Origin of the sequence: Caulobacter sp. AP07 (assembly GCF_000281955.1) — a bacterium.
Lineage (GTDB): Bacteria > Pseudomonadota > Alphaproteobacteria > Caulobacterales > Caulobacteraceae > Caulobacter.
The window spans coordinates 1-26,897 of record NZ_AKKF01000206.1; the positions used below are offsets into that span (position 1 = coordinate 1).

General features: G+C 69.1%; 31 protein-coding genes and 1 pseudogene. 17 read left to right on the forward strand and 15 right to left on the reverse strand.

The genetic code is table 11. The features are described 5' to 3' along the window. Positions 1–492 (forward strand): annotated as a pseudogene (locus PMI01_RS27685) (PepSY domain-containing protein); the annotation flags it as partial. A 45-nt stretch (positions 493–537) separates the two neighbouring features. Here the strand turns inward: PMI01_RS27685 and PMI01_RS18645 are convergent. Together PMI01_RS18645 and PMI01_RS18650 are read right to left on the reverse strand one after the other, a co-directional pair. Beyond that, positions 538–1,176 carry a glutathione S-transferase family protein gene (locus PMI01_RS18645; RefSeq protein ID WP_007672450.1) on the reverse strand — a complete coding sequence of 213 codons (639 nt, stop codon included), beginning with the start codon at positions 1,174–1,176 and terminating at the stop codon, positions 538–540. 72 nt (positions 1,177–1,248) lie between these two features. Further along, positions 1,249–1,485 carry a DUF2171 domain-containing protein gene (locus tag PMI01_RS18650; protein ID WP_007672452.1) on the reverse strand — a complete coding sequence of 79 codons (237 nt, stop codon included), beginning with the start codon at positions 1,483–1,485 and terminating at the stop codon, positions 1,249–1,251. A 210-nt stretch (positions 1,486–1,695) separates the two neighbouring features. Here PMI01_RS18650 and PMI01_RS18655 point away from each other — a divergent pair, with 210 nt between their 5' ends. Continuing rightward, entirely contained in the window at positions 1,696–2,688 is a 993-nt protein-coding gene (locus PMI01_RS18655) for a DUF6807 family protein (RefSeq protein WP_007672454.1), read from the forward strand. Between the two features lie 3 nt (positions 2,689–2,691). Next, the gene (locus PMI01_RS18660; protein WP_007672456.1) at positions 2,692–2,886 is read left to right on the forward strand and encodes a DUF4169 family protein; all 195 of its coding nucleotides are present in this window, start codon (positions 2,692–2,694) and stop codon (positions 2,884–2,886) included. 6 nt (positions 2,887–2,892) lie between these two features. Here the strand turns inward: PMI01_RS18660 and PMI01_RS18665 are convergent, their stop codons facing one another. After that, complete coding sequence (locus PMI01_RS18665) at positions 2,893–4,116, reverse strand: outer membrane protein assembly factor BamB family protein (protein WP_007672458.1); 1,224 nt, start codon at positions 4,114–4,116, stop codon at positions 2,893–2,895. An 81-nt stretch (positions 4,117–4,197) separates the two neighbouring features. Next, a complete protein-coding gene (locus PMI01_RS18670; RefSeq protein WP_157223821.1) occupies positions 4,198–4,377 on the reverse strand; it encodes a hypothetical protein in 180 nt (59 codons plus the stop codon). A 95-nt stretch (positions 4,378–4,472) separates the two neighbouring features. Between PMI01_RS18670 and PMI01_RS18675 the strand changes: the two genes are divergently transcribed. The 3 genes from PMI01_RS18675 (at position 4,473) to PMI01_RS18685 (ending at position 7,019) form a co-directional block, all read left to right on the forward strand. Continuing rightward, positions 4,473–5,390: a LysR substrate-binding domain-containing protein gene (locus PMI01_RS18675; protein ID WP_007672463.1), complete on the forward strand. Its 918-nt coding sequence runs from the start codon at positions 4,473–4,475 to the stop codon at positions 5,388–5,390. Between the two features lie 95 nt (positions 5,391–5,485). Next, positions 5,486–6,139 (forward strand): DUF1326 domain-containing protein, encoded by a 654-nt coding sequence (locus tag PMI01_RS18680; protein WP_007672465.1) that lies wholly within the window; start codon positions 5,486–5,488, stop codon positions 6,137–6,139. Position 6,140: 1 nt separating this feature from the next. Beyond that, positions 6,141–7,019 (forward strand): DUF2182 domain-containing protein, encoded by an 879-nt coding sequence (locus tag PMI01_RS18685; protein ID WP_007672467.1) that lies wholly within the window; start codon positions 6,141–6,143, stop codon positions 7,017–7,019. 11 nt (positions 7,020–7,030) lie between these two features. On the opposite strand, the gene PMI01_RS18690 is transcribed toward PMI01_RS18685, so the two are convergent. Beyond that, positions 7,031–7,435, reverse strand: a complete 405-nt coding sequence (locus PMI01_RS18690; protein WP_007672469.1) for a nuclear transport factor 2 family protein — start codon at positions 7,433–7,435, stop codon at positions 7,031–7,033. Next, positions 7,432–8,211: a Coq4 family protein gene (locus PMI01_RS18695; protein ID WP_007672472.1), complete on the reverse strand. Its 780-nt coding sequence runs from the start codon at positions 8,209–8,211 to the stop codon at positions 7,432–7,434. The genes PMI01_RS18690 and PMI01_RS18695 overlap by 4 nt, the downstream gene beginning before the upstream one ends. 97 nt (positions 8,212–8,308) lie before the next feature. Between PMI01_RS18695 and PMI01_RS18700 the strand changes: the two genes are divergently transcribed. Then, complete coding sequence (locus PMI01_RS18700; protein WP_007672474.1) at positions 8,309–8,521, forward strand: ribbon-helix-helix domain-containing protein; 213 nt, start codon at positions 8,309–8,311, stop codon at positions 8,519–8,521. Here PMI01_RS18700 and PMI01_RS18705 read toward each other — a convergent pair. Next, positions 8,518–8,754, reverse strand: a complete 237-nt coding sequence (locus PMI01_RS18705; RefSeq protein ID WP_007672476.1) for a hypothetical protein — start codon at positions 8,752–8,754, stop codon at positions 8,518–8,520. The two genes, PMI01_RS18700 and PMI01_RS18705, sit on opposite strands and share 4 nt — an antisense overlap. Before the next feature lie 119 nt (positions 8,755–8,873). Here PMI01_RS18705 and PMI01_RS18710 point away from each other — a divergent pair, with 119 nt between their 5' ends. Together PMI01_RS18710 and PMI01_RS18715 are read left to right on the forward strand one after the other, a co-directional pair. Next, a complete protein-coding gene (locus tag PMI01_RS18710) occupies positions 8,874–11,270 on the forward strand; it encodes an ATP-dependent helicase (protein WP_007672478.1) in 2,397 nt (798 codons plus the stop codon). A gap of 137 nt (positions 11,271–11,407) precedes the next feature. Beyond that, positions 11,408–12,247, forward strand: coding sequence for an AraC family transcriptional regulator (locus PMI01_RS18715; protein ID WP_007672480.1), 840 nt, complete (start codon positions 11,408–11,410; stop codon positions 12,245–12,247). 156 nt (positions 12,248–12,403) lie between these two features. Here the strand turns inward: PMI01_RS18715 and PMI01_RS18720 are convergent, their stop codons facing one another. Further along, on the reverse strand, positions 12,404–12,958 hold the full coding sequence (locus PMI01_RS18720) for a sugar O-acetyltransferase (protein ID WP_007672481.1): 555 nt from the start codon (positions 12,956–12,958) through the stop codon (positions 12,404–12,406). 76 nt (positions 12,959–13,034) lie between these two features. Then, a complete protein-coding gene (locus PMI01_RS18725; protein ID WP_007672482.1) occupies positions 13,035–13,385 on the reverse strand; it encodes a nuclear transport factor 2 family protein in 351 nt (116 codons plus the stop codon). A 457-nt stretch (positions 13,386–13,842) separates the two neighbouring features. On the opposite strand from PMI01_RS18725, the gene clpS reads away from it, so the two are divergent. The 4 genes from clpS (at position 13,843) to PMI01_RS18745 (ending at position 18,897) form a co-directional block, all read left to right on the forward strand. Further along, a complete protein-coding gene (gene clpS, locus PMI01_RS18730) occupies positions 13,843–14,172 on the forward strand; it encodes an ATP-dependent Clp protease adapter ClpS (RefSeq protein WP_007672483.1) in 330 nt (109 codons plus the stop codon). Positions 14,173–14,183: 11 nt separating this feature from the next. Further along, positions 14,184–16,505 (forward strand): ATP-dependent Clp protease ATP-binding subunit ClpA, encoded by a 2,322-nt coding sequence (gene clpA, locus PMI01_RS18735; RefSeq protein ID WP_007672485.1) that lies wholly within the window; start codon positions 14,184–14,186, stop codon positions 16,503–16,505. Positions 16,506–16,606: 101 nt separating this feature from the next. Continuing rightward, positions 16,607–17,194: a hypothetical protein gene (locus tag PMI01_RS18740; protein ID WP_007672488.1), complete on the forward strand. Its 588-nt coding sequence runs from the start codon at positions 16,607–16,609 to the stop codon at positions 17,192–17,194. A gap of 71 nt (positions 17,195–17,265) precedes the next feature. Continuing rightward, positions 17,266–18,897: a Na+/H+ antiporter gene (locus tag PMI01_RS18745; RefSeq protein WP_007672491.1), complete on the forward strand. Its 1,632-nt coding sequence runs from the start codon at positions 17,266–17,268 to the stop codon at positions 18,895–18,897. 94 nt (positions 18,898–18,991) lie between these two features. Here the strand turns inward: PMI01_RS18745 and PMI01_RS18750 are convergent, their stop codons facing one another. Further along, complete coding sequence (locus PMI01_RS18750) at positions 18,992–19,423, reverse strand: HIT family protein (protein ID WP_007672492.1); 432 nt, start codon at positions 19,421–19,423, stop codon at positions 18,992–18,994. A gap of 53 nt (positions 19,424–19,476) precedes the next feature. Between PMI01_RS18750 and PMI01_RS18755 the strand changes: the two genes are divergently transcribed. The 3 genes from PMI01_RS18755 to PMI01_RS18765 all read left to right on the forward strand — a co-directional run bounded on the left by PMI01_RS18755 (position 19,477) and on the right by PMI01_RS18765 (position 21,679). After that, entirely contained in the window at positions 19,477–20,556 is a 1,080-nt protein-coding gene (locus PMI01_RS18755; RefSeq protein WP_007672494.1) for an alpha/beta fold hydrolase, read from the forward strand. After that, positions 20,553–21,125: a DUF4287 domain-containing protein gene (locus PMI01_RS18760; RefSeq protein ID WP_007672496.1), complete on the forward strand. Its 573-nt coding sequence runs from the start codon at positions 20,553–20,555 to the stop codon at positions 21,123–21,125. The genes PMI01_RS18755 and PMI01_RS18760 overlap by 4 nt, the downstream gene beginning before the upstream one ends. A 68-nt stretch (positions 21,126–21,193) precedes the next feature. Next, positions 21,194–21,679: a pyridoxamine 5'-phosphate oxidase family protein gene (locus tag PMI01_RS18765; RefSeq protein ID WP_007672498.1), complete on the forward strand. Its 486-nt coding sequence runs from the start codon at positions 21,194–21,196 to the stop codon at positions 21,677–21,679. Here the strand turns inward: PMI01_RS18765 and PMI01_RS18770 are convergent. From PMI01_RS18770 to PMI01_RS18785, 4 genes are all read right to left on the reverse strand, one after another. Further along, positions 21,676–22,836: a GNAT family N-acetyltransferase gene (locus PMI01_RS18770; protein ID WP_007672499.1), complete on the reverse strand. Its 1,161-nt coding sequence runs from the start codon at positions 22,834–22,836 to the stop codon at positions 21,676–21,678. The genes PMI01_RS18765 and PMI01_RS18770 overlap by 4 nt on opposite strands. Continuing rightward, positions 22,833–23,606: a glycerophosphodiester phosphodiesterase gene (locus PMI01_RS18775; RefSeq protein ID WP_007672500.1), complete on the reverse strand. Its 774-nt coding sequence runs from the start codon at positions 23,604–23,606 to the stop codon at positions 22,833–22,835. Before PMI01_RS18775 ends, PMI01_RS18770 begins: the two co-directional genes overlap by 4 nt. Next, positions 23,606–24,064: a RidA family protein gene (locus tag PMI01_RS18780; RefSeq protein WP_007672502.1), complete on the reverse strand. Its 459-nt coding sequence runs from the start codon at positions 24,062–24,064 to the stop codon at positions 23,606–23,608. Before PMI01_RS18780 ends, PMI01_RS18775 begins: the two co-directional genes overlap by 1 nt. 137 nt (positions 24,065–24,201) lie before the next feature. Next, complete coding sequence (locus PMI01_RS18785; RefSeq protein ID WP_007672504.1) at positions 24,202–24,636, reverse strand: phasin family protein; 435 nt, start codon at positions 24,634–24,636, stop codon at positions 24,202–24,204. A 310-nt stretch (positions 24,637–24,946) separates the two neighbouring features. On the opposite strand from PMI01_RS18785, the gene PMI01_RS18790 reads away from it, so the two are divergent. After that, positions 24,947–26,266 carry a D-alanyl-D-alanine carboxypeptidase family protein gene (locus PMI01_RS18790; protein ID WP_007672505.1) on the forward strand — a complete coding sequence of 440 codons (1,320 nt, stop codon included), beginning with the start codon at positions 24,947–24,949 and terminating at the stop codon, positions 26,264–26,266. Positions 26,267–26,464: 198 nt separating this feature from the next. On the opposite strand, the gene PMI01_RS18795 is transcribed toward PMI01_RS18790, so the two are convergent. After that, positions 26,465–26,890, reverse strand: a complete 426-nt coding sequence (locus PMI01_RS18795; protein WP_007672508.1) for a J domain-containing protein — start codon at positions 26,888–26,890, stop codon at positions 26,465–26,467. Positions 26,891–26,897: the final 7 nt, after the last annotated feature.

The following is a 26,897-nucleotide window of genomic DNA, read 5'->3' on the forward strand; positions in this document are numbered from 1 at the left end:
CCCTTCGGCTCGTTCGGCGGCCTGCCGGTCAAGATCGCCTACGGGCTGCTGGGGATCGCCCTGTGCGTTGTGACCAGCAGCGGCGTGACCATCTGGCTGACCCGCCGCCGCGATCGCGGGCGTCCCGCGCCGCGCCTGGAGAAGGCCTGGACGGCGATCGCCTGGGGCGCGCCCGCGACCCTGGCCCTGTCGGCCGCCCTGTGGCTGGCGGTCAAGGCTCCGCCGGTCTGGGTGTTCTGGGCGCCGCTGGCCGTCGCGATCGCCGCCGCCGTGGCGGTCAAGGACGCGCGGTTCTGGACGGTGGGCCTGCGGACGGCGACCAGCCTGGCGCTGGCGGCGGTCGTGGCCGTTCACGCCGCGCGGTTCGGCGCGCTGGCGGTCAGCGCGACGGCGCTGGGGGTGAACCTGACGCTGCTGGCGCTGGCGGCGGTGATCGCGCCGTGGAGGGTCCGGACGGGGACACACACTCACTCCCACCACCTCGCCACCTAGACAAGGGCCTGGGGATGAGTGTGTGTCCCCAGCTCATCCACAGACCTACCCGTCGATCCAGTCCGTCAGCCCCTCGCGCGCATGCGCCTCGCGCAGCGACGGCATCGCCCGCATCCGCGACAGGTAGCGGGCGATATGCGGCCACGCCGTGGCGGGCCTGGGCATGTTGCGCGACCAGCGCATCAGCATGGTCGCCAGGAAATCGACGGCCGACAGCCGCTCGCCCAGCATGTAGGGACCCCGTCCGGCCAGTTGCGCGTCGAGGCGGTCCCAGACGGCCTCGATCCGCGCCTGGGCCACGGCCTGAACGGCCTGGGCCCCGGCCTCGCCGGCCGGCTCGTGCGAATAGAACCAGGCCCGGAAGCTCGGCAGCAGGGTGTTGGCCAGATAGACCATCCCCTGCAGATAGGCCGCGCGTTCAGGCGCGCCGACCGACGGGGCCAGGCCCTTGTCGGCGTGACGCTCGGCCAGCAGCATCAGGATCGCCGTGCTCTCGCACACCGGCGCGCCGTCGACGATCAGGGTGGGAACCACGCCGGCCGGATTGAGCTTGAGGTAGTCCGGCTGCTTGTGAGCGCCGGTCTTCGTATCGGTCAGCACCAGTTCGAACGGCGCGCCGATCTCGATCAGCATCCAGTGCACGGCCAGGCTGGCCGTGCTGGGGCTGTAGTAAAGCTGGTACATGGGAATCCCTCGCCCGCGATGGGCGAGGGATCGGTCGGCGAGGCCTGGCTGTCAATCGGCGTGCGACGAACGTCAGTGCTTCTCGCGCCAGCCCGCCTTGGCGGCGTCCCTGGTCAGGGTCAGGTGCACGCCCTCGTCGTCGACGTGGTCGACCCAGGTCATCGGGATCAGGTGATGCTTGAGGCCGCCGCCCAGGTCGAGCTTGGTCAGTTCGATCTCGCCGCCGACCACATGGTCCACGCGGCCGACATGGCCGCCGTCCGAACCGACCACTTCGAGGTGTTCCTGAATTCGCGAGGCGTCGATCATGATGTTCCTCCGGGTGTTGGTGACCGCCCGAAGGGCTAACGGGCGGGCGCCCGGCGCAGTTTCCGGAGCGCTTGCGCACGGCGAATGTTCGCTATATGTTCCCGTCAAGGTTGCGACTTTGCCGAGGCCGCGATCCTGGCTATCACTCACGGGTCGGACGCGTTCGCCGCAAGGGCGCGTCGATGGGGCCCGTCGATGGGGGAAAGACCGATGATCAAGCCGCTCGCCGCCGCCCTGTGCCTGCTGATCGGCGGGGCGACTTCGGCGGCCTGGGCCCAGCCCGCGCCGGCGACCGCCGAGACGCCAGCGCCGGCCGTCGCGCCCCCTCCCCCGGTCGCGCCCGCCGTTACGCCTCCCGTTACGCCCCTGGCCCGTGTCGACGCGGTGTTCGCCGACGACGGCGTCACCCTCACCGACGGCGGCAAGAGCGTGCTGTTCTACCGCACCGCCCCCGCCGATCCCCACGAGCCGGGCCGGCTGAACTATGTCCACCCGATCTACGCCCCCGACGGCACGGTGCTGACGCAGGACCGCCCGGCCGACCACCCGCACCAGCGCGGAGCCTTCTGGAGCTGGCACCAGGTGATCGTCGACGGCAAGACCGTCGCCGACGGCTGGTTCATGAAGGGCCTGACCTTCCATGTCCGCGAGAAACGCTTCAAGGGCGACAGCGCCGGCGGCGGGACCCTGGTGGTCAACGCCGACTGGATCGTCAATTCCGGACCGGAAGTGGCCTATGTGGCCCGCGAGACCACCAAGGTCCGGGTGTATCCGCTGAAGGCCGGCGCGCGGCGCATCGATTTCGACACCGTGATCACCGCCCGCGCGGGCGCCCTGTCCCTGGGCGGCAGCGACGACGTCAAGGGCTATGGCGGCTTCTCGGTGCGGCTGGTCATGCCCGACCGCCTGGCGTTCGGCTCGGACGGCAAGGCCGTGACCCCCGCGGTCGGACCGGTGGACGCCGGCAAGGCCATGGGCTTCGCCTGGCCGCAGGGCGTCGGCGCCCCGGCCTGGACCGTAGGCCTGGCCTGCAAGGCCAACGGAACGCCGATCACCCGCTGGATCCTGCGCAAGGAGCTGTCGATGCAGAACTGCGTGTTCCCCGGCCGCGCGCCGTTCGTGCTCAAGAAGGACCAGACCCTGCGCCTGCAATCGACCCTGATCCTCCGCCCGGCCACGCCGCCGAAACTGAAGAAGGGCTAGGCCGTGGCCGAGATCCTCAACCTCAACCGGGCCCGCAAGGCCAAGACCAAGGCGGACGCCAAGGTCCAGGCTGTCGAGAACCGCGCCAAGTTCGGCCGCACCAAGGGCGACAAGGCCCTGGAGACGGCGCGGGCGGAAAAGCTGAAGCGCGAGCTGGACGGCGCCCGACGGGAAAGCCAGGACGAGACCGGGGAGTAGAGGTGCCTATTTCGCCTCGGGTCCAAAGGCGTAGAGCGTGCCGTTCTCGGCCCCGACATAGGCGACGCCGCCCTCCAGCCAGGCCGTGCCGATCAGCCGCCCGTCGCTGCCGGCTCCGGAGACGATCTTTCCGTCGCCGAGCGCCAGTTGCTCGAGCAGGCCGCCCAGGGTGCCGATGACCAGGACATCCCCGGCCACGGCCGGCGAGGCGAAGGCCGCGCCGTTCAGCGTGGTCCGCCACAGTTCCTGCCCGGTCTTCAGGTCCACGCACTGGGCGATCTTCAGGTCCGAGCTGCCGACGCAGGCCTTGCCGGCGACGATCGCCGGCGAGCCGACCACCCACGAGCCCTTGTGCGGCGCGATCCAGGCCGGCTTGCCGGTCGCCGCGTCCAGGGCGTAGACGCGATAGTCCCGGCTGCCGAACACCACCAGGCCCTCCGCCACGGCGGCCGAGGACTGGATCGCGCCGATCTTGAAGTCGCTGTTGCCCTGGGTCTGGAACGACCAGGCCAACGTCCCGTCCGCCCGGTTCAGGGCGTACATCGCGCCGTCGAAGCTGCCGACATAGATCCGCGCGCCGTCGCTGGCCGGACTGGCCCGCACGCGGCCGCCGGTGGCATGGGTCCAGATCACCGCGCCCGTCCTGGCGTTCAGCGCCCGCACCACACCGTCCCCGCCGCCGACATAGATCACCCCGTCCAGATAGAGCGGCGACGAGGCCCAGTAGTCCCAGAAGTCCACGCCCGGCTTGTAGTTCATGAACGGCAGGTCCGGCCCGGTCGCGCGCTTCCAGGCCAGTCGCCCATCGGCGACACGGACGGCATGGATCGTGCCGGCGTCCGACTGGAAATAGGCCAGGCCCTCGGCGACCGCGGCGCTGGCGGTGATCGGCCCGTCGGCCTGGAAGCGCCAGCGCTGGCGGCCGTCGGCCGAATCCAGGGCGCGGAACCCGCCGTCCTTGGCGCCCAGATAGATCACCCCGTCACAGAGGACCGGGCTGGCGATCGCCGGCCCGCCCAGGGCGACCTTCCAGACCAGGCCGTCGACGCCGGCCGGCGCGGGGCCGGGATAGACGCCCAGATGCCGCGGCCCGGCCCGGAACTGGCAACCCTCGGTCCCGACCGGAGCCGCGCTCGACCTCGTCACGCCGACGCCCAAGGCCAGGGCCAAGCCGACCGCCACGACGGACAGGCCGGCGCGGCGGCGCGCGAAGATCGCGGTGCGTGTCATGATGCTTCCCCCGAGAGCCGGCGCGTCGTCAGTGGATTCGCGCCACGTCCGTCTCTCGGACCAAGCTATAGCAGACGCGCCTCACCGGGGCGCCAGATACCGCATGGGCTTGGCGAGCGTCGCGTCACGGATCACCGCCAGCCGGACCTCGTCCGCCAGGCGCCGAGCCGCCCGCCTGGCGGCCTGACGCTGACGAAACTCCTGCCACATCAGCATCCAGCCGAACGTGGTTTCCTTATGGGTCTTGATTGCTTCGTCCATCATCGTCGCCTTCCGTCCGCTGCGATGACGCGAAAATCCTCCTTTCGTCCCCGGGTGACAAACGCGGCCTCCTTGGCTATACATAAGTCACCCTTATGCCAGACATCCTCGCCACCCTGCCGCTCAGCGCCATCCGGATCTTCGAAGCGGCCGCGCGCCTGAAGAGCTTCACCCGGGCCGCCGACGAGCTGGGCGTCAGCCAGGCCGCCGTCAGCTGGCAGGTCAAGGCGCTGGAGCAGCGCCTTGACCAGTTGCTGTTCGTGCGCCGGCCACGCGAGGTGGACCTGACCCCGGCCGGGGAGCGCCTGTCGCGGGCGGCCACCGAGGCCATGGCCATCCTGCGCGCCGCCGTCTCCGACCTGGTCGAGGCCGAAGAGGGCGTGCTGTCGATCACCACCGTCCAGAGCCTCGGGGCCCAATGGCTGGCCCCGCGCCTGGGCGGTTTCCAGGTGGCCCACCCCCGGATCGCCGTGCGGCTGGAGACCTCCAGCCGCGTGGTCGACCTGACGCGCGAGACCTACGACCTGGCCCTGCGCGGCGGCCAGGGCCATTGGCCGGGCCTGGAAAGCCACTACCTGGCTCCCTCGATCCAGACCGCCCTGTGCACCCCGGCCTTCCTGGCGCGGATCGGCGGCCTGGCCACGCCCGCCGACCTGGTCGACGCGCCGCGCATCGGCTCGGCGGCCGAATGGGCGACCTGGTTCGACGCGGCCGGGGTCGCGCCCTGCGACGACCGCGCCGTGCCGCGCCTGATGGCCGACGCCCAGGCGCTGGAGGTGGCCTCGGCCCTGGCCGAACAGGGCGTGGCCCTGGGCTCGCCGATCTTCTACGCCCAGGACCTGGCCCAGGGCCGGCTGGTCGCGCCGTTCGACGTGGTCGCCCACTACGGCGGCGGCTACTGGATCACCTATCCGGCCGAACGTCGCCGCGTGCGCAAGATCGCCGCCTTCCGCGACTGGATCCTGGCCCAGGCGGCGGCCGATCCGCTGATCGCCCGCCATCGGACGTCATGAGGGATCAGGCCCCACCCCGCCTGGCCGGGCGGCCGCCGGCGCTGGCCCCTTCGCCCGATTTGGCGTAACGTCGTTCTCCCTGAAGGAGATCCGAAATGACACCTTGGGAATTCAAGGGTCGGGAACTCGTCAACTGCACGTGCGAGTACGGCTGCAACTGCCAGTTCAACGCCCTGCCCGACAAGGGACATTGCCACGCGGTCGCCGGGATCGTCATCGACGAGGGGCGTTTCGGCGACGCGCGCCTCGACGGCCTGAAGATCGCGGCGGTCTTCAAATGGCCCGGGCCGATCCACGAAGGCAACGGCGAGGCCATGGCCTTCGTCGATGAGCGAGCGGACGCGGCCCAGCGTGACGGCCTCCTGCGGATCATGAGCGGCCAGGACACCGCGCCGTTCGCCACGATGTTCGCGGTGTTCGCCTCGACGCTCTCCAAGATGCACGATCCGGTGTTCGCCAAGATCGACATCGACATCGACGTCGACGGGCGCCAGGGCCGCGTGCTCGTCCAGGACCATATCGACCTGACCGGCCGCCCGATCCGCAATCCCGTGACGGGGGCCGACACCCGCGCGCAGATCGTTCTGCCCGACGGCTTCGAGTACGAACTGGCGGAGATCGGCAGCGCCTCGAGCCGGACCGGCGGTCCCGTCCTGGTGCAGATCGACGACAAGTACGCGCAGTTCGCGCGGCTGCACCTGAACAACAACGGCGTCGTACGCTCACGGACGGCGTCCGCGGCCGCCTGACATGGCGGATGAGCGCGAAACGGCGGTGCTGGAGCGCGTGCTGAAGCATGAGCGCGTGATCACGTTGGTGGGGCTGGCCCTGCTCTGCGCGCTGGCGTGGGTCTACCTGCTGACCGGCGCCGGGCTCGGCATGAGCGTGTCGGATATGACCTCGCTCTCGCTCTTTCCGCACAAGGCGGCGCAGGCCTCGGCCGCGATGTCGATGTCGATGCCGATGTCCGCGGCGGAGATGCGGGACATGGCGATGGGGCCGCCGGCCTGGAGCCCCGGCCTTTGGGCGCTGACCACCGCCATGTGGTGGACCATGATGGTCGCGATGATGACGCCCAGCGCCGCCCCGACCATCCTGCTCTACGGACGCACTCACCGGCACGCGCTGGCCCATGGCCAGGCGACGGGCCTGGCGCCCGCGTGGGCGTTCGCGGCGGGCTACCTGCTGGTCTGGCTCGGCTTCTCGCTCGCGGCCGCGGGGCTGCACTGGGGCCTGGAGCGCGCCAGCCTGGTTTCGGCCGCGACAATGGGCTCGCGAAGCCGGTGGCTGTCCGGGGCGGTACTGATGGCCTCCGGGGCCTACCAGCTCTCGCCGCTGCAGCAGGCCTGCCTTGGTCATTGCCGCTCGCCCGCGGCGTTCCTCTCGCGCCACTGGCGGCCGGGAGCCCTGGGCGCCGTCCGGCTGGGCGTCCTGCACGGGACCTACTGCGTCGGCTGCTGCTGGATGCTGATGGCGCTGCTGTTCGTCGGCGGGGTGATGAACCTGGCCTGGATCGCCGCCCTGACACTGCTGGTCATGGCCGAAAAGGTGCTCCCAGGCGGGCCATGGGTCGCCCGTGTTTGCGGAGTCGTGATGCTTGCATGGGGCGCGGCCACGCTCCTGGTGTGACGCCGACGCCCCTACCCCCGCAGGAACTCGTCCACCAGCGCCTGGTCGCCGTCATAGACCCAGCACTCGGCCAGCAGGTCGCCCTCGATCCTGTAGACCAGCACCCGGTCCAGTTCGGTGACCACGCCGTCGCGCTCGAAGGCCTCGCGGGCGATGACCACCGCGCGTTCGGGGCCCGCCGTGACGTCGACGATCTTCACCAGCCTGCGGCGCGTGCGGCGGCTGACCTCGGCCAGGGTCGCCAGGGCCGCGGCCAGGCCGACATGGTCGCCGGTCAGCGGATGGTCGCCGAAATAGTGCAGGGTGAAGCCCGGATGGTAGCAGGCGCGCAGGGCCGTCAGGTCGCCGGCGGCCCAGGCGCCGGCGTAGCGCTGGGCGACGGCGCGGTTGGCGGCCGTCCGGTCGTCGGCGGTCATCGGGCCACGAACCGGTCGCGAAGGCTCTCCGGAATGCTCTGATAGACCGTGGCGGGCGGGATCTTCAGCCGGCGCCGGGCCTCGTCCAGCGGCAAGGCGAACAGGGCCGGATAGTCGACCTCGGGCAGCCAGGCCGCCTTGCGGCCGTTGCGCCAGGCCTGCCGGGCGGCCTGGTTGTAGGGCTGGCCGTTCTTCTGCTTGGCGAACTGGCTGGCCCCGGCCATGGCGATCACCGCGAAACCCAGGCTGCGGGTCTGGGCGTAGGAGAAGGCCACCACGCAGACCTCGCCCAGGGCGTCGGTGCCGTAGCCGGTCAGCACGTGCCAGACGTCGTGGATGTCGCGCATTCGCCGCGCGTACCAGGCCAGCGGGTGGGCGGCGTCGACGTCGGCTTCCGGAACCTTGCGGCTCTCCTCGGCCAATCCCTCGGCCGACAGGCCGCGCGGGGCGATGAAGTCGCGATAGGCCGCGCCCACCGTGCCGGGCGCGAAGCCGGCCAGCCAAGCGGGATCGGACAGCCGCTCGGCGAACTCGTCGCGCTCATAGGCGATGCGGCCGCCCTCCGGCGTGCTCAGCAGCCGGCGATAACCCTTGGGGATGGCCCTGCCCGACAGCGCCCGCATGATCTCGAACACCTGGCGGGTGTCCTCCTTGTCGGCGATCAGGCGCCGGACGGCCCGAAGCGCCCGCAAAGGCTGCAGATTGAACGCGTCGCGCTGGCGACGCATCGGCTGGCGGAGGTTTTGTTCGCCGAAGACTTGCGTGGCCGCGATCATAGGGCATTCTCCTGCTGGACCCCACAAAGATGACATCGCGTCATTTTTATTCAAGAGGGTTCAGCGACCCCTGCTATGTGAAAATGGGGACGACGAGATGGGCAGTCTTAAAAAACGTTCGATCAACCTGGCCGGCCACGCCACCTCGCTGGCCCTGGAGCCCGAATTCTGGGCCGTGCTGCAGCACGCCGCGACGGCCGACGCGATCAGCGTCGCCGGCCTGATCCAGCGCATCGACGCCGGGCGCGGCGACCGGCCGCTGGCCTCGGCCTGCCGGGTGTTCGCGCTACAGCACAATCAGGCGCGTTAGCTCTCGACGCCAGGCCCCGGCCTGGGGAGCGGCGGCGGCTGAGGATTGGGCGTAGGGCTCCGCGGCAGGGCCGGCGCGGCCGGCAGCCGCATCGCGAAATCGTCGGGCCGCACCGCCAGCAGGCCCGAACGCCAGCTGCCCCACACCAGGGCCCCGACGAACAGCAGAACGACCAGCAGGGCCAGTCCCACAAGTCCGATGTGCTGGGGATGCATGTCGTGACGGTACGCCACCTTGTCTCTCCCATGCGTTTCGTCCCGTCAGGAAAACGGCGGGGCGTGGTCGAGGTTCCTGTTTCGCGCAATCGGGCGCGAGGGCTTAAGCCCGGCGAACTTTGTGCTACATATGTTCCATGTCTCAAGGCTTCGACTCGACTGATTTCCCCGGCGACCTCCCCGCCCCGCGCATCTCCGACCTGGCCCGCCCGCGCGGACCGGAAGGCCCGACTCCGAACTATCTGGAGGGCCTGAACCCCGAACAGCGCGCCGCCGTCGAGGCGACCGAGGGCCCGGTCCTGGTGCTGGCCGGGGCCGGCACCGGCAAGACCCGGGTGCTGACCACCCGCCTGGCCCACATCCTGGCCACCGGCCGCGCCCGGCCGTGGGAGCTGCTGGTCGTCACCTTCACCAACAAGGCCGCGCGCGAGATGCGCGAGCGGATCACCCACATCATCGGCGACGAAGCCGAGGGCCTGCGCTGGCTGGGCACCTTCCACTCGGTGGCCGCCCAGATCCTGCGCCGCCACGCCGAGCTGGTGGGCCTGAAGTCCAGCTACACGATCATCGACACCGACGACCAGGAGCGGCTGCTCAAGCAGTTGATCGAGGCCGCCGACATCGACGCCAAGCGCTGGACGCCGCGCATCCTCGCCGGGCTGATCGACACCTGGAAGAACCGCGGCTGGACGCCCGACCGCGTCCCCGGCTCGGAGGCCGGCGAGTTCGCCAACGGTCGTGGGATCACCCTCTACCGCCAGTACCAGGAGCGCTTGCGCATCCTCAACGCCTGCGACTTCGGCGACCTGCTGCTGCACAACATCACCATCTTCACCGGCCATCCGGACGTGCTGGCCGACTTCCAGCGGCGCTTCCAGTACGTGATGGTCGACGAGTACCAGGACACCAACGTCGCCCAGTACCTGTGGCTGCGGCTGCTGGCCCAGGGTCGCCAGAACGTCTGCTGCGTGGGCGACGACGACCAGTCGATCTATGGCTGGCGCGGGGCCGAGGTCGACAACATCCTGCGCTTCGAGCGCGACTTCCCGGGCGCCAAGGTCATCAAGCTGGAGCGCAACTACCGCTCCACCGAGCACATCCTGGCCGCCGCCTCGGGCCTGATCGACGCCAACAAGAGCCGGCTGGGCAAGACCCTGTGGACCGAGATCACCGGCGGCGAGAAGGTCAAGGTCAGCGGCGTCTGGGACGGCGAGGCCGAGAGCCGGATGGTCGCCGACGAGATCGAGAAGGCCAAGCGGGCCGGCCGCAAATACAGCCACATGGCCATCCTGGTCCGCGCCTCGTTCCAGATGCGGGCCTTCGAAGAACGCTTCGTGATGCTGCAGATCCCCTACAAGGTGGTCGGCGGCCCGCGGTTCTTCGAGCGGGCCGAGATCCGCGACGCCCACGCCTACCTGCGCCTCATCCAGTCGCCGGACGACGACCTGGCCTTCGAGCGGATCGTCAACACCCCCAAGCGCGGCATCGGCGACACCTCGGTGCAGAAGCTGCTGCAGATCGCCCGGCTGGAGGGCATCTCCACGGTCGACGCGGCCCGGGTGATCATCGGCGGCGACGACCTGCCGGCCCGCACCCGCACGGCGCTGAGCAACTTCCTGCGCGACCTGGACCGCTGGCGCGCCCTGGCCGCCAACACCCCGCACCAGCGGGTGATGGAGGCGGTGCTGGAGGAGAGCGGCTATACCGACGCCCTGCGCCTCGACAAGGGTCCGACCAGCCAGACGCGGCTGGAGAACCTGAAGGAACTGGTCCAGTCGATGAGCGCCTTCGACACGCTGGAGGCCTATCTGGAGCACGTGTCGCTGGTCATGGACCTCGACAAGGGCGCCGGCGACGACGCCGTCTGGATCATGACCCTGCACTCGGCCAAGGGGCTGGAGTTCCCGCTGGTGTTCCTGCCCGGCTGGGAGGAAGGCGTGTTCCCCAGCCAGCGCAGCATGGACGACAAGGGCGAGAAGGGTCTCGAGGAAGAGCGCCGCCTGGCCTATGTGGGCATCACCCGGGCCCGCGAGGAGGCCCGGATCAGCTTCGTGGCCAACCGCCAGGTCTATGGCCGCTGGACCAGCCAGCTGCCCAGCCGCTTCGTCGACGAACTGCCCCTGGCCCACGTCGATGCGGCCTCCGAGACCGGCTATTACGGCGGCGGCCCCGGCATGCAGCAGACCGTCGCCTCGCGCTGGGACGACCCCGGGACCAGCACCTTCACCGCCGGCAGCTACGACAGCCCCGGCTGGAAGCGGGCCCAGGACCGGGCGTCGGGCTTCGGCGAGCGCGCGACGCCCAGCTGGCGCGCCGGCGGCTCGGCGTCCCGCTCGGCCCCGATCGAGGGCGAGGGCCGGCTGGTGGCGGTCTCGGCCAGTTCGGCGGCCGGCGCCCACAAGCGCGGCGACCGGGTGTTCCACGTCAAGTTCGGCTACGGCAAGATCACCGCCGTCGAGGGCAACAAGCTTTCGGTGTCGTTCGACAAGGCCGGCGACAAGAAGGTGATCGACAGCTTCGTGGAGAAGGCGTGAGGCCCTGATCCGCTGATCCCGGCGAATGCCAGGATGCGCGGATCAGGGGTCGCCCTTGGCCTTCCTCAGCAATCCCGATCAAATGCCCTTCTGACGAGCAGGCTATCCAAGCCCCACGCTTCGTCACGAGACCCGCCATGAACCCCGTCCAGAAAGCCATCTGGTTCATCGAAGGCCATTCCGCCCAGGACCTGGACCTGGACGCGATCGCCGAGGCCGGCGGGGTTTCGCGCTTCCACATGTCCCGCGCCTTCGTGGTCGCCACCGGCCTGCCGGTGATCGGCTATCTGCGCGCGCGGCGGCTGACGGAAGCGGCCCGGACCCTGGCCGACGGCGCGCCCGACATCCTGTCGGTGGCGCTGGAGGCCGGCTACGGCTCGCACGAGGCGTTCACCCGCGCGTTCCGCGACCAGTTCGGGATCACCCCCGAGCAGGTGCGGGCGGCGCGCGACCTCGAACCCCTCAAGCTCGTGGAGCCCCTCATGCTGGACTCATCGCCTCGAACCGACCTCGCCCCGCCGCGCATCGAACAGGGCCGCGCCCTGCTGATCGCCGGTCTCAGCGGCCGCTACGGCTGCGAAGGCCCCGGCGGCATCCCCGCCCAATGGCAGCGCTTCAACGAACATGCCGGCCACATCCCCGGCCAGATCGGCGACGTCGCCTACGGCCTGTGCCTGAACAGCGACGAGCTGGGCAATTTCGACTATGTCAGCGGCGTCGAAGTGGCCGACTTCTCCGACCTGCCGGAGGGCTTCGTCTCGGCGCGCGTCCCGGCCCACCTGTACGCGGTGTTCCGCCATGCCGAGCACATCTCGACCATTCGCCAGACCATGCACGCCATCTACACCGCGTGGCTGCCCAACTCGGACTACGAGGCCGCCGACGCCCCGTTCTTCGAGCGCTACGGGCCGGAGTTCGACCCGCGCACGGGCGAAGGCGGGCTGGAGGCGTGGATTCCGGTGACGCCGAAGAACTGATCGAGATCAGGAAACCCAAAACCGTTGTCATCCCGGAAGCCTCGCAGAGGCTGTCCGGGACCCAGGGGCCGGCGCACTACGGTTGCCCTGGGTCCTGGCTCTTCGCTTCGCTGCGGCCGGGATGACAACCGATGGGGAAGACTGAGGGCGGTCGCCCTACCCTCGCACCCGCGCCGGATTGCCCACCACCGTCGCGCCCGCCGGCACGTCGCGGGTGACCACGCTGCCGGCCCCGATGATAGCGTCGTCGCCGACCGTCACCCCCGGCACGATGATCGCCCCGCCGCCGATCCAGACGTTCGAGCCGATGACGACCGGCCGGGAGTATTCGATCCCCGTCCGGCGCTCCGCGTGGTCGCGCGGGTGCTCGGCGGTGTAGATCTGGACGTGCGGCCCGATCGTCGTCCGCGCCCCGATGGTGACGGTGGTCACGTCGAGGATCACGCAGTTGAAGTTGAGGAACACGCCCTCGCCGATGCTGATGTTGTAGCCGTAGTCGCAATGGAACGGCGGCCGGATGCTGGCGCGGTCGCCGACGCTGGCCAGCAGCTGGCGCAGCAGGGCGTGCCGCGCGCCGACCGGCAGGTCCAGGGCGTTGTAGCGCCCCATCCAGGCCACCGCCGCCTCGTGGTCGGCCTGGATCTCGGGATCGACGGGATCATAGAGGTCGCCGGCCAGCATGCGCTGCTTCTGGGTGCGGGCGTCGGTCACGCGAGGAGGCTCCTAACTGCGCCCCCTCCATGCCAGACGCGGCGGTGATCTCAAACCTTCCGGGGGAGCCTCTAGGTCAGCCGTCCCAGGCCTGGACGTTCGTCTGGTCGGTGATGAGACCGTTCGCCAGGGTGAGCATCGCCGTGGAGAACACGCGGGCGCCGTCGGGATAGGCGCACGCCTGGGTGAACGCCAGGTGCTCGTTGTCGGCGACCACGGAATCGACGTGGTGGGTCATCGCCCGGCCGCAGACGTCTTCATAGAAGGACCGGATCTCGCCCTTGCCGTGAAGTTCCAGGGGAGAGCTTGGCGGGTGGTCGCGGTCGATGATCCTCATCACCGCGTCGTCGGCGTAGAACCCCGTCAGGGCGCGCGCGTCGCGGCCTTCGATGGCCTGCTTCAGTTGGCTGGTCGTCACGGAGGTCATGGGACGGTCCTCCTCCAAGCCGGCGCCTCCCGGCGCCGCGAACGCGTGGCAGGCCGACGATCGGTCGCCTCATGGCTTGGCGACGGCAGTCTACGCTCGCGGGGACGAAAGGCGAACCGACTAAAAAACAGGCACATGGCGACACACGCTCCGTCGCCGCCCCTCGGGCCATGCGCGTCTCGCCGGCGGCGGACGACCAGGACCGCGCGACTCCGGACTGAGTCGGCCTTCACGCCCCTTGCGCACCGCCCATACCCCCCCTATTTCCGCGCCTCGCCCGACAACAGCCTTAACGCGGCCCTCGGGCGGATCACCGCTATCCCAAGCGGGAAGCCACTTTGCGCGGCGCCCCTGTGTTAAAGCGGCGCAGCGGCGCGTCAGCCTCTTCCAAAGCTGCCGCGTTTCCATATCTAATCTAACAAGGCGGGTGGTTCGGCTCGCCGGGAGAGAGTGGTCGATGGCCGAGCGAAAGCAAGGCGGACAAAACAACGGCGCGGGCTCTTCGGTCATCACGGAAGTGAAGCCGAAGACGCAGAAGCCTTCGCTGTATCGCGTACTGATCTTGAACGACGACTACACCCCTATGGAGTTCGTCGTTTACGTACTTGAACGTTTCTTCAACAAGTCGCGCGAAGATGCGACCCGGATCATGCTGCACGTTCATCAGCATGGCGTCGGCGTTTGCGGCGTTTTCACCTACGAAGTTGCCGAGACCAAGGTCGCGCAAGTGATCGACTCGGCGCGCAGGCATCAGCACCCACTGCAGTGCACCATGGAAAAGGATTGAGGAGCCTCCCCTTGCCCTCTTTTTCGCGCCCACTTGAAGAATCCCTGCATCGCGCCGTCGCTTACGCCAATCAGCGCAAGCACGAATACGCCACGCTTGAACACCTGCTGCTGTCGCTTACCGATGACGACGACGCGGCCGGGGTCATGCGGGCCTGCGATGTCGACCTCAACGCTCTGAAGAAGAGCCTCGTGAACTATCTCGACGTCGAACTGGCCTCGCTGGTCGTCGACGACGAGGATGACGCCAAGCCCACGGCGGGCTTCCAGCGCGTGATCCAGCGCGCCGTCATTCACGTGCAATCCTCCGGCCGCGAGGAAGTCACCGGCGCCAACGTGCTGGTGGCAATCTTCTCGGAACGGGAAAGCCACGCCGCCTACTTCCTGCAAGAGCAGGACATGACCCGCTACGACGCGGTGAACTTCATCGCCCACGGCATCGCCAAGAAGGCGGGCGCCTCCGAGCCGAAGACGGCCAAGGGCGCCACGGTCGAGGAAGACGTCGAGAAGCCCAACGCCAAGACCGGCGGCGAGGCCCTCGAAGCCTATTGCGTCGACCTCAACGAGAAGGCGCGCCAGGGCAAGGTCGATCCGCTGATCGGCCGCGCCAACGAGGTCGAGCGGGCGATCCAGATTCTCTGCCGCCGGACCAAGAACAACCCGCTGCTGGTCGGCGAGCCCGGCGTCGGCAAGACCGCCATCGCCGAAGGCCTGGCCCGCAAGATCATCACCAACCAGGTCCCCGAAGTCCTGGCCGGCGCCACCATCTTCTCGCTCGACATGGGCGCGCTGCTGGCCGGCACCCGCTATCGCGGCGACTTCGAGGAACGCGTCAAGCAGGTGGTCAAGGAACTGGAGAACCACCCCAACGCGGTGCTGTTCATCGACGAGATCCACACGGTGATCGGCGCGGGCGCCACCTCGGGCGGGGCCATGGACGCCTCCAACCTGCTCAAGCCGGCCCTGGCCTCGGGCACCCTGCGGTGCATGGGGTCGACCACCTACAAGGAGTTCCGTCAGCACTTCGAGAAGGATCGGGCCCTGGTCCGGCGCTTCCAGAAGATCGACGTCAACGAACCGACGGTGGAAGACACCATCAAGATCCTCAAGGGCCTGAAGACCTATTACGAGGACTTCCACAAGCTGAAGTACACCAACGAGGCCTTGAAGGTCGCGGTGGAGCTGTCGGCCAAGTACATCACCGACCGCAAGCTGCCCGACAAGGCGATCGACGTGATCGACGAGGCGGGCGCCGGCCAGATGCTGCTGCCCGAGAGCCGTCGCAAGAAGGTCCTGGGCGTCAAGGAGATCGAGGCCGTCGTGGCCAAGATCGCCCGCATCCCGCCCAAGTCGGTCAGCAAGTCGGACACCGAGTCGCTGCGTGAACTGGAACGCGACCTGAAGCGGGCGGTGTTCGGTCAGGAAGAGGCGCTGATGCAGCTGTCCTCGGCCATGAAGCTGGCCCGGGCCGGTCTGCGCGACCCGGAAAAGCCGATCGGCAGCTACCTGTTCAGCGGCCCGACCGGCGTCGGCAAGACCGAAGCCGCCAAGCAGCTGGCCTCGACCCTCGGGATCGAGATGATCCGCTTCGACATGTCGGAATACATGGAACGCCACACCGTCAGCCGGCTGATCGGGGCTCCCCCCGGCTATGTCGGCTACGACCAGGGCGGCCAGCTGACCGACGCGGTCGACCAGCACCCGCACGCCGTGGTGCTGCTGGACGAGATCGAGAAGGCCCACGCCGACGTCTACAACATCCTGCTCCAGGTCATGGATCACGGGGTGCTGACCGACAGCAACGGCAAGAAGGTCGACTTCAGGAACGTCATCCTGATCATGACCACCAACGCCGGGGCTTCGGACGCTCAACGCCAGGCGATCGGCTTTGGCCGTGACAAGGTGCAGGGCGAGGAAGAGGCCGCGCTCAAGCGCCTGTTCACCCCGGAGTTCCGCAACCGCCTCGACGCGGTGGTGGCCTTCAAGCCGCTGACGCCGGACATCATCCGCCAGGTCGTGCAGAAGTTCGTCATGCAGATGGAGGCCCAGCTGGCCGACCGGAACGTGACGATCTCGCTGAGCGACGACGCGGCCGACTGGCTGGCCAAGAACGGCTTCGACGAGCTCTACGGCGCCCGCCCCCTGGCGCGGGTGATCCAGGAGCACATCAAGAAGCCGCTGGCCGACGACATCCTGTTCGGACGCCTCGTCCGCGGCGGGCACGTCAAGGTCATCCTCAAGGACAGCAAGATCGACTTCGAGATCGAGAGCGCGCCCGAAAAGCCGGGCAAGGCTCCCAAGGAAGACGAAGCCGAACCGGCCCTGGCCGGCTAGGCGAGCAGACAGCGGGAGGCCCGGAGCGATCCGGGCCTCTTTGCTTTTGGGACTCGCGGGCGACGCTGGACAAAACAGGAACACGCGGATAGCTTGAGTTCATGAACCCGGCCTTCGACACGCTCAGCGCCTCCAAACGCCTCCGCGACGCAGGCGTCGAGGAACGTGCGGCCGACGCGATCGTCGAGCTGGTGCAGTCGGCCACGCACTTCCCGGATATAGGCGGCCTGGCGACGAAGGATGACGTCGCCGACATGGCCACGAAACGGGACATCGCCGACATGGCCACAAAGCGTGACGTCGCCGACATGGCCACGAAGCGTGACGTCGCCGACTTGGCGGCGGCGGTCAAACGGGACATGGCCGAATTGGCGGCGACCACAAAACGCGACATCGCCGATTTGGCGGCGGCGACAAAACGCGACGTGGCCGAACTGGCGGCGGCGACAAAACAGGACGTGGCCGAACTGGCGGCGGCGACAAAACAGGACGTGGCCGAACTGGCCACCAAGGCCGCTCTTCAGGATGTGAAGACGGATGTTCTTCTGCTCAAAACTGAACTCAAGAACACCGAGTATCGGATCATGGCCGACCTCAACGACAAGCTTCGGGTCCAGGGCATGGCGCTCATAGGCGGCATGGCCGCGATCGTCGGCCTGGCCACGGCGGTCATCAAGCTGGCGCCCTAGGTCGCGAAACGTCTCCCGGACGGGGACACGGCCGCTATAGTCGCTTCGATCCCGAACCTGCGGAGCGCCTCTTGGAAGCCATCGTCACGATCCTGACGCTGTTGCTGGCGGTCATCGTCAGCGGCTCCCTGGCGCGGTTCACGAGATTGCCGCTGCCCCTGGTCCAGATCGCGCTCGGCGTGGTCCTCGCGCTGTCGTTCGTCAAGACGGTGGAGCTGAAGCCCGAGATCTTCTTCCTGCTGTTCCTGCCGCCCCTGCTGTTCCTCGACGGCTGGCGCATCCCCAAGACCGCGCTGTTTCGCGATCGGACGGTCATTCTCGAACTGTCGCTGGGCCTGGTGGTCATGACCGTCATCGGGGCGGGTTTCCTGATCCATTGGCTGATCCCGGCCATGCCCCTGCCGGTGGCCTTCGCCCTGGCCGCCGTGGTCTCGCCCACCGACCCCATCGCGGTCTCGGCCATCGCCGACCGCACCCCGATCCCCAAGCGGATGCTGCACATCCTGGAGGGCGAATCCCTGCTCAACGACGCCTCGGGCCTGGTCTGCATGCGCTTCGCCGTGGCGGCGATGCTGACCGGCTCGTTCTCGCTGTCCGAAGCCTTCCTGACCTTCCTCTGGATGGCGCTGGGCGGGGTGGCGATCGGCGTCTGCGTCACCTGGGCCGTGACCCGGGTCAAGCAATGGGTGACCGACAGCCTGGGCGAGGACACCAGCGCCCAGATCCTGATCAGCCTGCTGATGCCGTTCGGCGCCTATCTGGTCGCCGAGCATTTCCACTGCTCCGGCATCCTGGCCGCGGTGGCCGCGGGGGTGACCATGGGCCTGGCCGAACAGGCCGGACTGGCCCTGGGCGTCACCCGGGTCCACCGCGCCGCCGTCTGGGACACCGTGCAGTTCGCGGCCAACGGGGTGATCTTCGTCCTGCTGGGCGAGCAATTGCCGGGCATCGTCGCCGGGGCGTCCAAGACCGTGCTGCTGACCGGCCACCACGGGCCGTGGTGGCTGGCGGTCTATGTGCTGCTGATCAATGTCGGCCTGGCCGCCCTGCGCTTCGCCTGGGTCTGGACCTCGCTGCGCTGGACCCTGTTCCGCGCCGCGCGCCGGGGCGAGCGGCCGCTCAAGATGGGCTGGCGGCTGGTCATGGCCATGTCGCTGGCCGGCGTGCGGGGCGCGATCACCCTGGCCGGCGTCCTGACCTTGCCGTTCACCCTGAACAACGGCGCCGCCTTCCCCGCCCGCGACCTGGCGATCTTCCTGGCCGCCGGGGTGATCGTCGTTTCGCTGGTGGTCGCCAGCGTCGCCCTCCCCGGCGTGTTGAAGGGCCTGGCCCTGCCGCCGGAGCCTTCGCGCCAGGCCGAGGAGGACAGCGCGCGCGGCGCGGCCGCCGAAGCCGCGATCCGCGCCATCGAGGCCGCCCAGCACGCCATGGCCGAGGGACGCGCCGATGCGGACGTCTATACCGAGACCGCCGCCCGGATCATGGCCCTCTATCGCCAGCGGATCGAAGGCCGCCCGGAAAGCCCGGAAGCCAAGGCGATCAGCCGCGAAGTCGAACGGATCGAGCGACAGCTACGCCTGGCCGGCGTGCGGGCCGAACGCGACGAGGTCTTCCGCCTGGGCCGCGACCGCGCCCTCGACGAGGAGGCCGCGGCCCGGATCATCCGCGAACTCGACCTGCTCGAGGCCCGCTACAGCGCCTGACCGCGGAGCTGGAGCATCGTGCGGAAAAGTGGGCACCGGTTTTCCGCAAAAACGATGCGAAAACAAAAATCTAGAGCAAGTCGCGCGGCTTGCTCTAGAGCGCGGCTGAGATCTTCTCCGCCAGGGCCTTCAGGTCCTCGACGTCCGCCATGCCCTCGCCGTGCCGCCCCAAGGCGACGCCCTCGTAGCGGGGGATGATGTGGAAATGCAGGTGGAACACGGTCTGGCCGGCCGGCGTGCCGTTGAATTGGGTGACCACCACGCCGTCGGGCTTCAGGGCGGTCGTCACCGCCTGGGTCACCTTCTGCACCGCGCCGATCAGCCGGCCCAGGGTCTTGGTCTCGGCCTCCAGCAGGTTGCGGGCCTGGCTGGTCTTGGAGACCACCAGCACGTGGCCGCGCGACTGCGGAAAGACGTCCATGAAGGCCAGGACCTGGTCGTCCTCGAACACCTTCACCGCCGGGATCTCGCCACGGATGATCTTGGCGAAGATGTTGTCGGCGTCGTAGCTTCCGTGAAGGCTCATGATCGTCTCCAATTGATCGGCCCTGTACCTAGCAAACCGGGAGGGACGCGCAAATGACGACGAGCCTGACGCGTCGCGGCATGTTGGCGGCCACGGCCGCGCTTGGGGCCGCCGGACCGGCGTCCGCCGAGGCCGGCGCGCTCCGCCGCGAGGACCTGTCCGCCACCACCGACGACGGCGTCCGCCTGCATGTGCGCGAGGTCAGCCCGGCCTCGCCACGGGGCGCGCCGCTGATCCTGCTGCACGGGGCCCGGGCGCCCGGCGTGGCGTCGTTCGACCTGCCCGTGGCCGGCGGATCCCTGGCCGGCGACCTGGCGCTGCGCCTGAACCGCCGGGTCTATCTGCTGGACGCCCGCGGCTATGGCGCCTCGCAGCGACCGGCGGCCATGTCCCGGCCGCCCGGCGAAAGCCGTCCCCTGACCCGCGCCTACGAGGTGGCGCGCGACATCGACGCCGCCCGCGCGCTGGCCAGCCGGCGGGCCGGCGGCGACCGCGTCGGACTGGTCGGCTGGGCGACCGGCGGCCTGTGGGCGGGGTTCTACGCGGCGCTGCGGCCGGAGACCGTCAGCGGCCTGGCGATCCTCAACGGCCTCTATGGCGGCGCCGACACCCATCCGATGCTGGGGCCCGGATCGCCGGTCGCCCAGCCGGGCCAGCCGCGACGCTTCGATCCGGCGACCGGCGGCTACGCGCTCTATCCGGCGGCCTCGCTGCTGGGCGCCTGGGAGCGCGGCATCCCCTCGGCCGACAAGGATGCGTGGCGCGACCCGGCGATCGCCCAGGCCCTGGCGGCGGCCGTGCTGGCCAGCGATCCGGAGAGCGGAGCCCATGCGCCGCCCCAGTTCCGCGCCCCGCTGGGCGCGCTGGAGGACAGCTTCTACCAGGCCTGCGGACGACGGCTGTACGACGCCGGCTCGATCACCGCCCCGACCCTGCTCCTGCGCGCCGAACACGACTTCTGGAGCCGCCAGGCCGATCTCGACGCCTTCGTGGCCGACGCCGCCCGCGCGCCCTCGGTCAAGGTCGTGAGCCTGCCCGGCGCGACCCACTTCGCCCACCTGGACCGGCCGGAGCGCGGCCGCGACCGCCTGCTGGCCGAACTGGCGGACCATTTCCAAGGGACCCGCGCATGACCGAGCAACTCACCGAGCGCCAGGCGAAGTGGTTCGCCTCGGTCCAGGCCAGCCTGGAGCGCGACACCGGCAAGACCCTGGCGCAATGGGTCGAGATCGTTCGCCGCAACTGCCCGGAGACCCGGCCCCGGGCGCGGACCCAATGGCTGAAGGAGGTCCACGGCCTGGGCGTCAACCGCGCGGCCCACATCCTGTCGGCGGCCTTCCCCGAGGGGCCGGGCTGGGACGACGCCGACGCCCTGCGCGCGGCGCTGTGGACCGACCCGACCGCGACCGCGATCCTGCGGGCGCTGGAAGCGGCGGTCGCCGACTTCCCGGGCCTGGTCACCGGCCAGCGCAAGGCCTTCACCGCCTGGTCCAACAAGGTGCAGTTCGCCGCCGCCAAGCCGATCAGGGGCGGGACCGCGGTGCTGGGCCTGGCGCTGGCGCCCGACGCCTCCCCTCGCCTCTCGCCGCCGAGGAACGAAAGCTGGTCGGAACGCCTGAAGGCCAAGCTCGCCCTGGCCTCGCCGAGCGACGTGGACGACGAGGTCCGCGCGCTGCTGAAGGCGGCCTGGGAACGTTCCTAGAGTTCGCTCCCCAGGTCGGAACGCGACGGTTCGCCCCTTCGTTTAAGTCGCGTACGGAGGAACCCGCCATGTCCAAGGACGCCGATCTCGTCGCCAGGTTCTGGAAGGCCTTGAAGTCCGACCGCACCGTGATGCTGGCCCTCCCCGGGAGCGCGGACGGGCACGCCCAGCCGATGACCGCCCTGTTCGAGGGCGACCACAGCGGGCCGCTATGGATCTTCACCTCGGCCGACAACCACATCGTCGCGGCGGCCGGTACGGGTCGCGAGGCGCTGATCCATTTCGCCTCGAAGGGCCACGACCTGTTCGCCACCGTGGACGGCGAGCTGAAGGTCGACACCGACCACACGACCGTCGAACGCCTGTGGAATCCGTTCGTCGCCGCCTGGTTCGACGGCAAGGACGACCCCAAGCTGCGCCTGCTGCGGTTCGATCCGCGCCACGCCCATATCTGGCTGAACGAGAACAGCCTGTTCGCCGGCGTCCGCATGCTGCTCGGCAGCGACCCGAAGAAGGCCTACAAGGACAAGGTGGGCGAGGTGGAGTTGGGTTAGCGCTCCTCGCGGAACGGCGAGAATTCCTCGGTCAGCATCTCGATCTCGGCGCTGACCGCCTCGCGCTCACGCTCCAGGTAACGGGCCACCGGTTCGCGCAAGGCGGGGTCGGCGATCCAGTGGGCCGAATAGACCGGGCTGGGCAGATAGCCGCGGGCGATCTTGTGCTGGCCCTGGGCGCCGGCCTCGACGCGCGGCAGGCCCAGGCGGATGGCGTGCTCGATGGCCTGGTAGTAGCAGAGCTCGAAGTGCAGGAACGGCACGTCCTCGGTGCAGCCCCAGTGGCGGCCGTAGAGGCAGTCGCCGCCGATCAGGTTCAGGGCTCCGGCGATCCACGGGCCGCCCGGGCGGCGGGCCAGGATCAGCAGCACCTTGTCGGCCATCCGCTCGCCCAGCAGCGAATAGAAGGCGCGGTTCAGGTAGGGCCGCCCCCACTTGCGGCCGCCGGTGTCCATGTAGAAGCCGAAGAAGGCGTCCCAGTGGTCCTCGGTCAGTTGGTCGCCGGTCAGGGCGACGATCTCCAGCCCGGCCTGGGCGTCACGCCGCTCGCGGCGGATGGTCTTGCGGCGGTTGGACGACAGGGCGGCCAGGAAGTCGTCGAAGGTGGCGTAGCCGGCGTTGTGCCAGTGGTACTGCTGGTCCTGCCGCGGCAGCATGCCGCGCTGGCCCATCCAGGCCCATTCCTCGGCCCTCGGGAAGGTGACGTGCAGCGACGAGGCGCCCAGCCGCTCGCACAGGGTCAGGGCCCCGCCCAGCAGGGCCATGCGACCCTCGTCGACATCGATGTCGGGGCGGACGATCAGCCGGGGGCCCGTGACCGGCGAGAACGGCGCCGAACATTGCAGCTTGGGATAATAGGCCCCGCCGGCCCGCTCATAGGCGTCGGCCCAGCTGTGGTCGAAGACGTATTCGCCCTGGCTGTGGGACTTCAGGTACAGCGGCATGACCGCCGCGACCTCGCCGTTCTCGTCCTGGACCGACAGGTGATGCGGCGCCCAGCCGGTGCGCGGGGCGGCGCAGCCGCTCTCCTCCAGTGCGTCGAGGAAGTCGAAGCTGACGAAGGGGTCGCCCGAGGGCCCGGCGCAGGCGTCCCAGGCCTGGCGACCGATCTCGGCGATGCGCCGGTGGACGCGCACCTCCGCCTTGACGGCTGTCACGCGGCGAAGCCCTCGAAGATCAGGTTGTCGCAATGGTCGCTGACGCTGTCCCACTGTTCGGCCGAGCGCACCGTCCAGGCGATCACCGGCATGCCCTTGGCGCGCAGCAGGTCGGCGCGTGGGCTGGGCAGCATGTCCAGTCCCAGGGCCAGGAAGTCGGGCCGGGCGATCTCGACGTGCTCCAGCGCCGCCAGCGACTTGCGCAGCTCCGGCGCCAGCTTGCGGGCGTTCTCGTCGGCCCAGCCGTAGCTGTCCAGGCCGCGCAGAATCTGCGGCTGGTGCTCGGCGAACCAGGCGTGGGAATAGGGGTTGAAGCCGATCACCGCGGTCGGGCCGTTGTGGTCGAGCAGGATCTCGGAGACCTGCTTCTCCAGCTCGCCCACCTCGCCGAACGGCGTCTTCAGCTCGATATAGACCATGGCCCGGTGACCGATCACGGTCAGGGCGTCGGCCAGGGTCGGGATGGTCTCCTCGGTGCCCGACAGGGACAGCCGCGCCAGGTCGGCGGCCGTGTGGTCCCGCAGTTTGCCGGGAGCGCCGGTCAGGCGCTCGAGGTGATCGTCATGAAAGACCACCACATGGTTGTCGGCGGTCAGTTGCACGTCCAGTTCGATGGCGTAGCCGCCGGCGCAGGCGGCCTGGAAGGCGGCCAGGGAGTTCTCGGGCGCGCCGCCCGGCGACCACAGGCCGCGATGCGCCACGGCCGGCTCGAACAGGCGCTCCCACGCCTCGCCGAACACTTCGGTTCCGGGCCGGGCGCGGGCGCGCATCAGAACACCTCGACCACGGCGTCGACCTCGACCGAGAAGCCGAGCGGCAGGCGATAGACCCCCACCGCCGAACGGGCGTGGCGGCCGGCGTCGCCGAACACCTCGACCATCAGGTCCGAACAGCCGTTGATGACCTTGGGGATGTCGGTGAAGTCCTGGCTGACCTGGACGAAGCCGCCCAGCTTGACCACCCGCTTGACCCGGTCGAGGTCGCCCGTGGCGGCCTTCATCTGGGCCAGCAGGTTGATCCCGCAGAGGCGCGCGCCCTGCTGGGCGGTTTCCAGGTCGACCTCGGTCCCGACCGTGCCCTTGAGGCCGCCGTTGGCGTCGAGCGAGATCTGGCCGGAAATATGGATCAGGTTCCCGGCCTGGACGAAGGGAACATAGTTGGCGACCGGCGCCACCGGTTGCGGCAGCACGATTCCAAGACCCGCCAGACGCTCTTCGACCTTCGACATCATACGCTCCCAAAACTTGAGCCCATGCTTAGCGCGGCGTGATCACAGGACAAGAAAAAAGGCCCGGACCGTTCCCGGTCCGGGCCTTCAAACTGTGTCGCGGCTGTGTCGCCCGAGGACCGAAAGGTCCGGAAGGCTTAGCGCGCGGCTTGGAACTTCTCGACGGTGGCGCTGACGCGCTCGTTCAGCGGCTTGACCGAGTCCTTGATCGAGGCCGAGACGATCTCCGAAGCCTTGCTCACCTGGGCGATGTAGGCTTCCAGGGCCGACTTGGCCCAGGCGGTCTGCAGTTCGACGGCTTCCTGGACGCTCTTGGCGCCGGCCAGCGACTTGGCGGCGGCGACCTGGTCTTCAGCGGCCTTCTTCGAATAGGCGAACGCCTGGGCGCCCAGGGCTTCGGCGCCCTTGGTCGCGGCGGTCACCGAGGCGACGACGGCTTCCAGGTTCTTCTTCGAATGGGTGTTGGCCTCGGCCAGAGCGGCCAGGGACTTTTCGACGCCGTCCTTGAACGCTTGGTTCGAGGCGGTGCTGAACTGCTCGACGGTGTTCTTCAGGGTTTCGGTAGCGGCCATGGGGTGGCTCCTGGCTAAAGCGGGGCATGGCGCGGGACTGACGATCCTGCTCATGCGGTTGGGACAACGTCGGTGTCTCATGTTGCAGTGCAGCAGTCAAGAATTTTGTGCAGCGCACCATAACCTAAGGGAAAGTGCGCTCGCCTGATGCGCGAGAACCGAAGCTTCGCCGCAACGCCTTGAAATTATCCATGTCCGCGGCGAAACCACTCACCACTTGTTTACTTTGGCGTAAGGCGGCGACGCGCATGCTAAGGTCACGCGTGTGGCGGTGCGGAACCGCTCAGTTCAAATGACGGACGCATTTGTCATGTTCGCCAAGTTTATGTCCGCCCGTTTCGTTCTGGCCGCCGCAGGCCTGGCTAGCGCGCTGATGTGCGGCCTGGCCGCGCCGACGACGGCCGCCGCGCAGATCCCGTACCTGCAGATGAACAGCGCCGAGCCCAAGTACGCGGCGATCGTGATCGACGCCAATTCGGGCGAAATGCTTTACGACAAAAGGGCCGACAGCCCGCGCTACCCGGCGTCGGTCACCAAGGTGATGACGCTGTACCTCACCTTCGAGGCGCTCAGCGAAGGCCGGTTGAAGCTGACCGATCGCGTGCCGTTCTCGTCCCGCGCCGCCGCCCAGGCCCCGACCAAGCTGGGCCTGCCGGCCGGCGACAGCATCAGCGTCGACGAGGCGATCCGCGCCATGACCGTGAAGTCGGCCAACGACGCCGCCGTGGCCATGGCCGAGCGACTCGGCGGCAGCGAGAGCCGCTTCGCCGCCCTGATGACCCTGCGCGGTCAAGAATTGGGCATGCGCAACAGCCGCTTCGTTAACGCTTCCGGCCTGCCCGACAGCCGCCAGATCAGCACCGCCCGCGACCTGGCCATCCTGTCGCGCGCCACCATGCGCGACTTCCCGCAGTACTATTCCTACTTCAGCATCACCGGCTTCAATTTCCGCGGCAACTACGTCCGCGGCCACAACCGCCTGCTGACCAACATGCCCGGCTTCGACGGACTGAAGACCGGCTACACCAACGCCTCGGGCTACAACCTCGCCGGCTCGGCCGTGCGCGACGGCCGTCGCCTGATCGCCGTGGTCCTGGGCGGCTCGTCCACCGCCTGGCGCGACAACAACATGGAAGACCTGCTGACCACCGGCTTCGACGTGCTCAAGCGCCGCTCGCACGGCGAGCGCACGACCATCGCCTCCAACCTGTACGAAGACGAGCCGACCGGCCCGATCATGCGTCCCTCGTCCGAGGAAGGCGACGGCGACCAGGCCGGCCTGAAGATCGTGCTGACCGACAATCCCCGGCCGCCGCCGTCACTCAAGGTCTCGCCGACCCTGAAGGCCGCCCAAGTTCCGGTGAAGGGCGCCAAGCCCGCGCCGAAGGCCAAGGGCGAATGGGGCGTGCAGGTGGGAGCGTTCAAGTCCAAGGGCCTGGCCCGGGACCAACTGATGATCGTGCGCTCGCGCTTTTCCAAGTTCGTGTCCGACGCCGAGGGCGCGGTCGAGGGCGCGGCCGGCGGCAGCTTCCGGGCCCAGTTCCAGGGCCTGACCGCCGAGGCGGCCCGCGGCGCCTGCCAGGCGATCACCGCCAAGCGTCAGCCCTGCATGGTCCTGGCGCCGCGCTAGGGCGCTTCAGTTCGCTGATCCAAGCTCGCGAACGTTCTTCCAACTCACAAATAGTCGTCATCCCCCGCTTTATGCGGGGGACCCAAGCCGCCGTTGACATGGGGGCAGACCCCGCTTGGGTCCCCCGAACAAGTCGGGGGATGACGAACGTGGTGGACGCGGGCGCGTCGGAATAACACTCCCCGACACGAAAGCCGTTCACTTCCCGCTTAAAAGACGATCCCGCGCGGCGTTGAGCTGTGCGGCCAAGCCCGTCGTGCCGCCCTTGTCGGGATGGGCCAGGCGGATCAGGCGCGCATGGGCCGCCTGGATCTCGGCCTTGGTGGCCTGGGGCCCCACGCCGAGGATCGCGCGGGCTTCTGAGAGGCCAACCTCGGCGTTCGCGCCCCCCGCCCTGCGCACGACGGGCCGCTGCCGCGCCGTCACCGCCGTCCACAGCCCGATCACGAACAGCACGACGCCCGGCTCCCAGGCCCCGCGAATGCTGGCATAGGCCGCGCCGGCGAAGGCCACGACAGCCGTCACGCCGGCGCCGATGCGCCAGCCGTCGCCCTTCAGGAACGGTTTGCGTCGGCCCCACAGCAAGAAGACGACGACCACCGCGCCGATCAGCAGATAGAACATTCAGCGT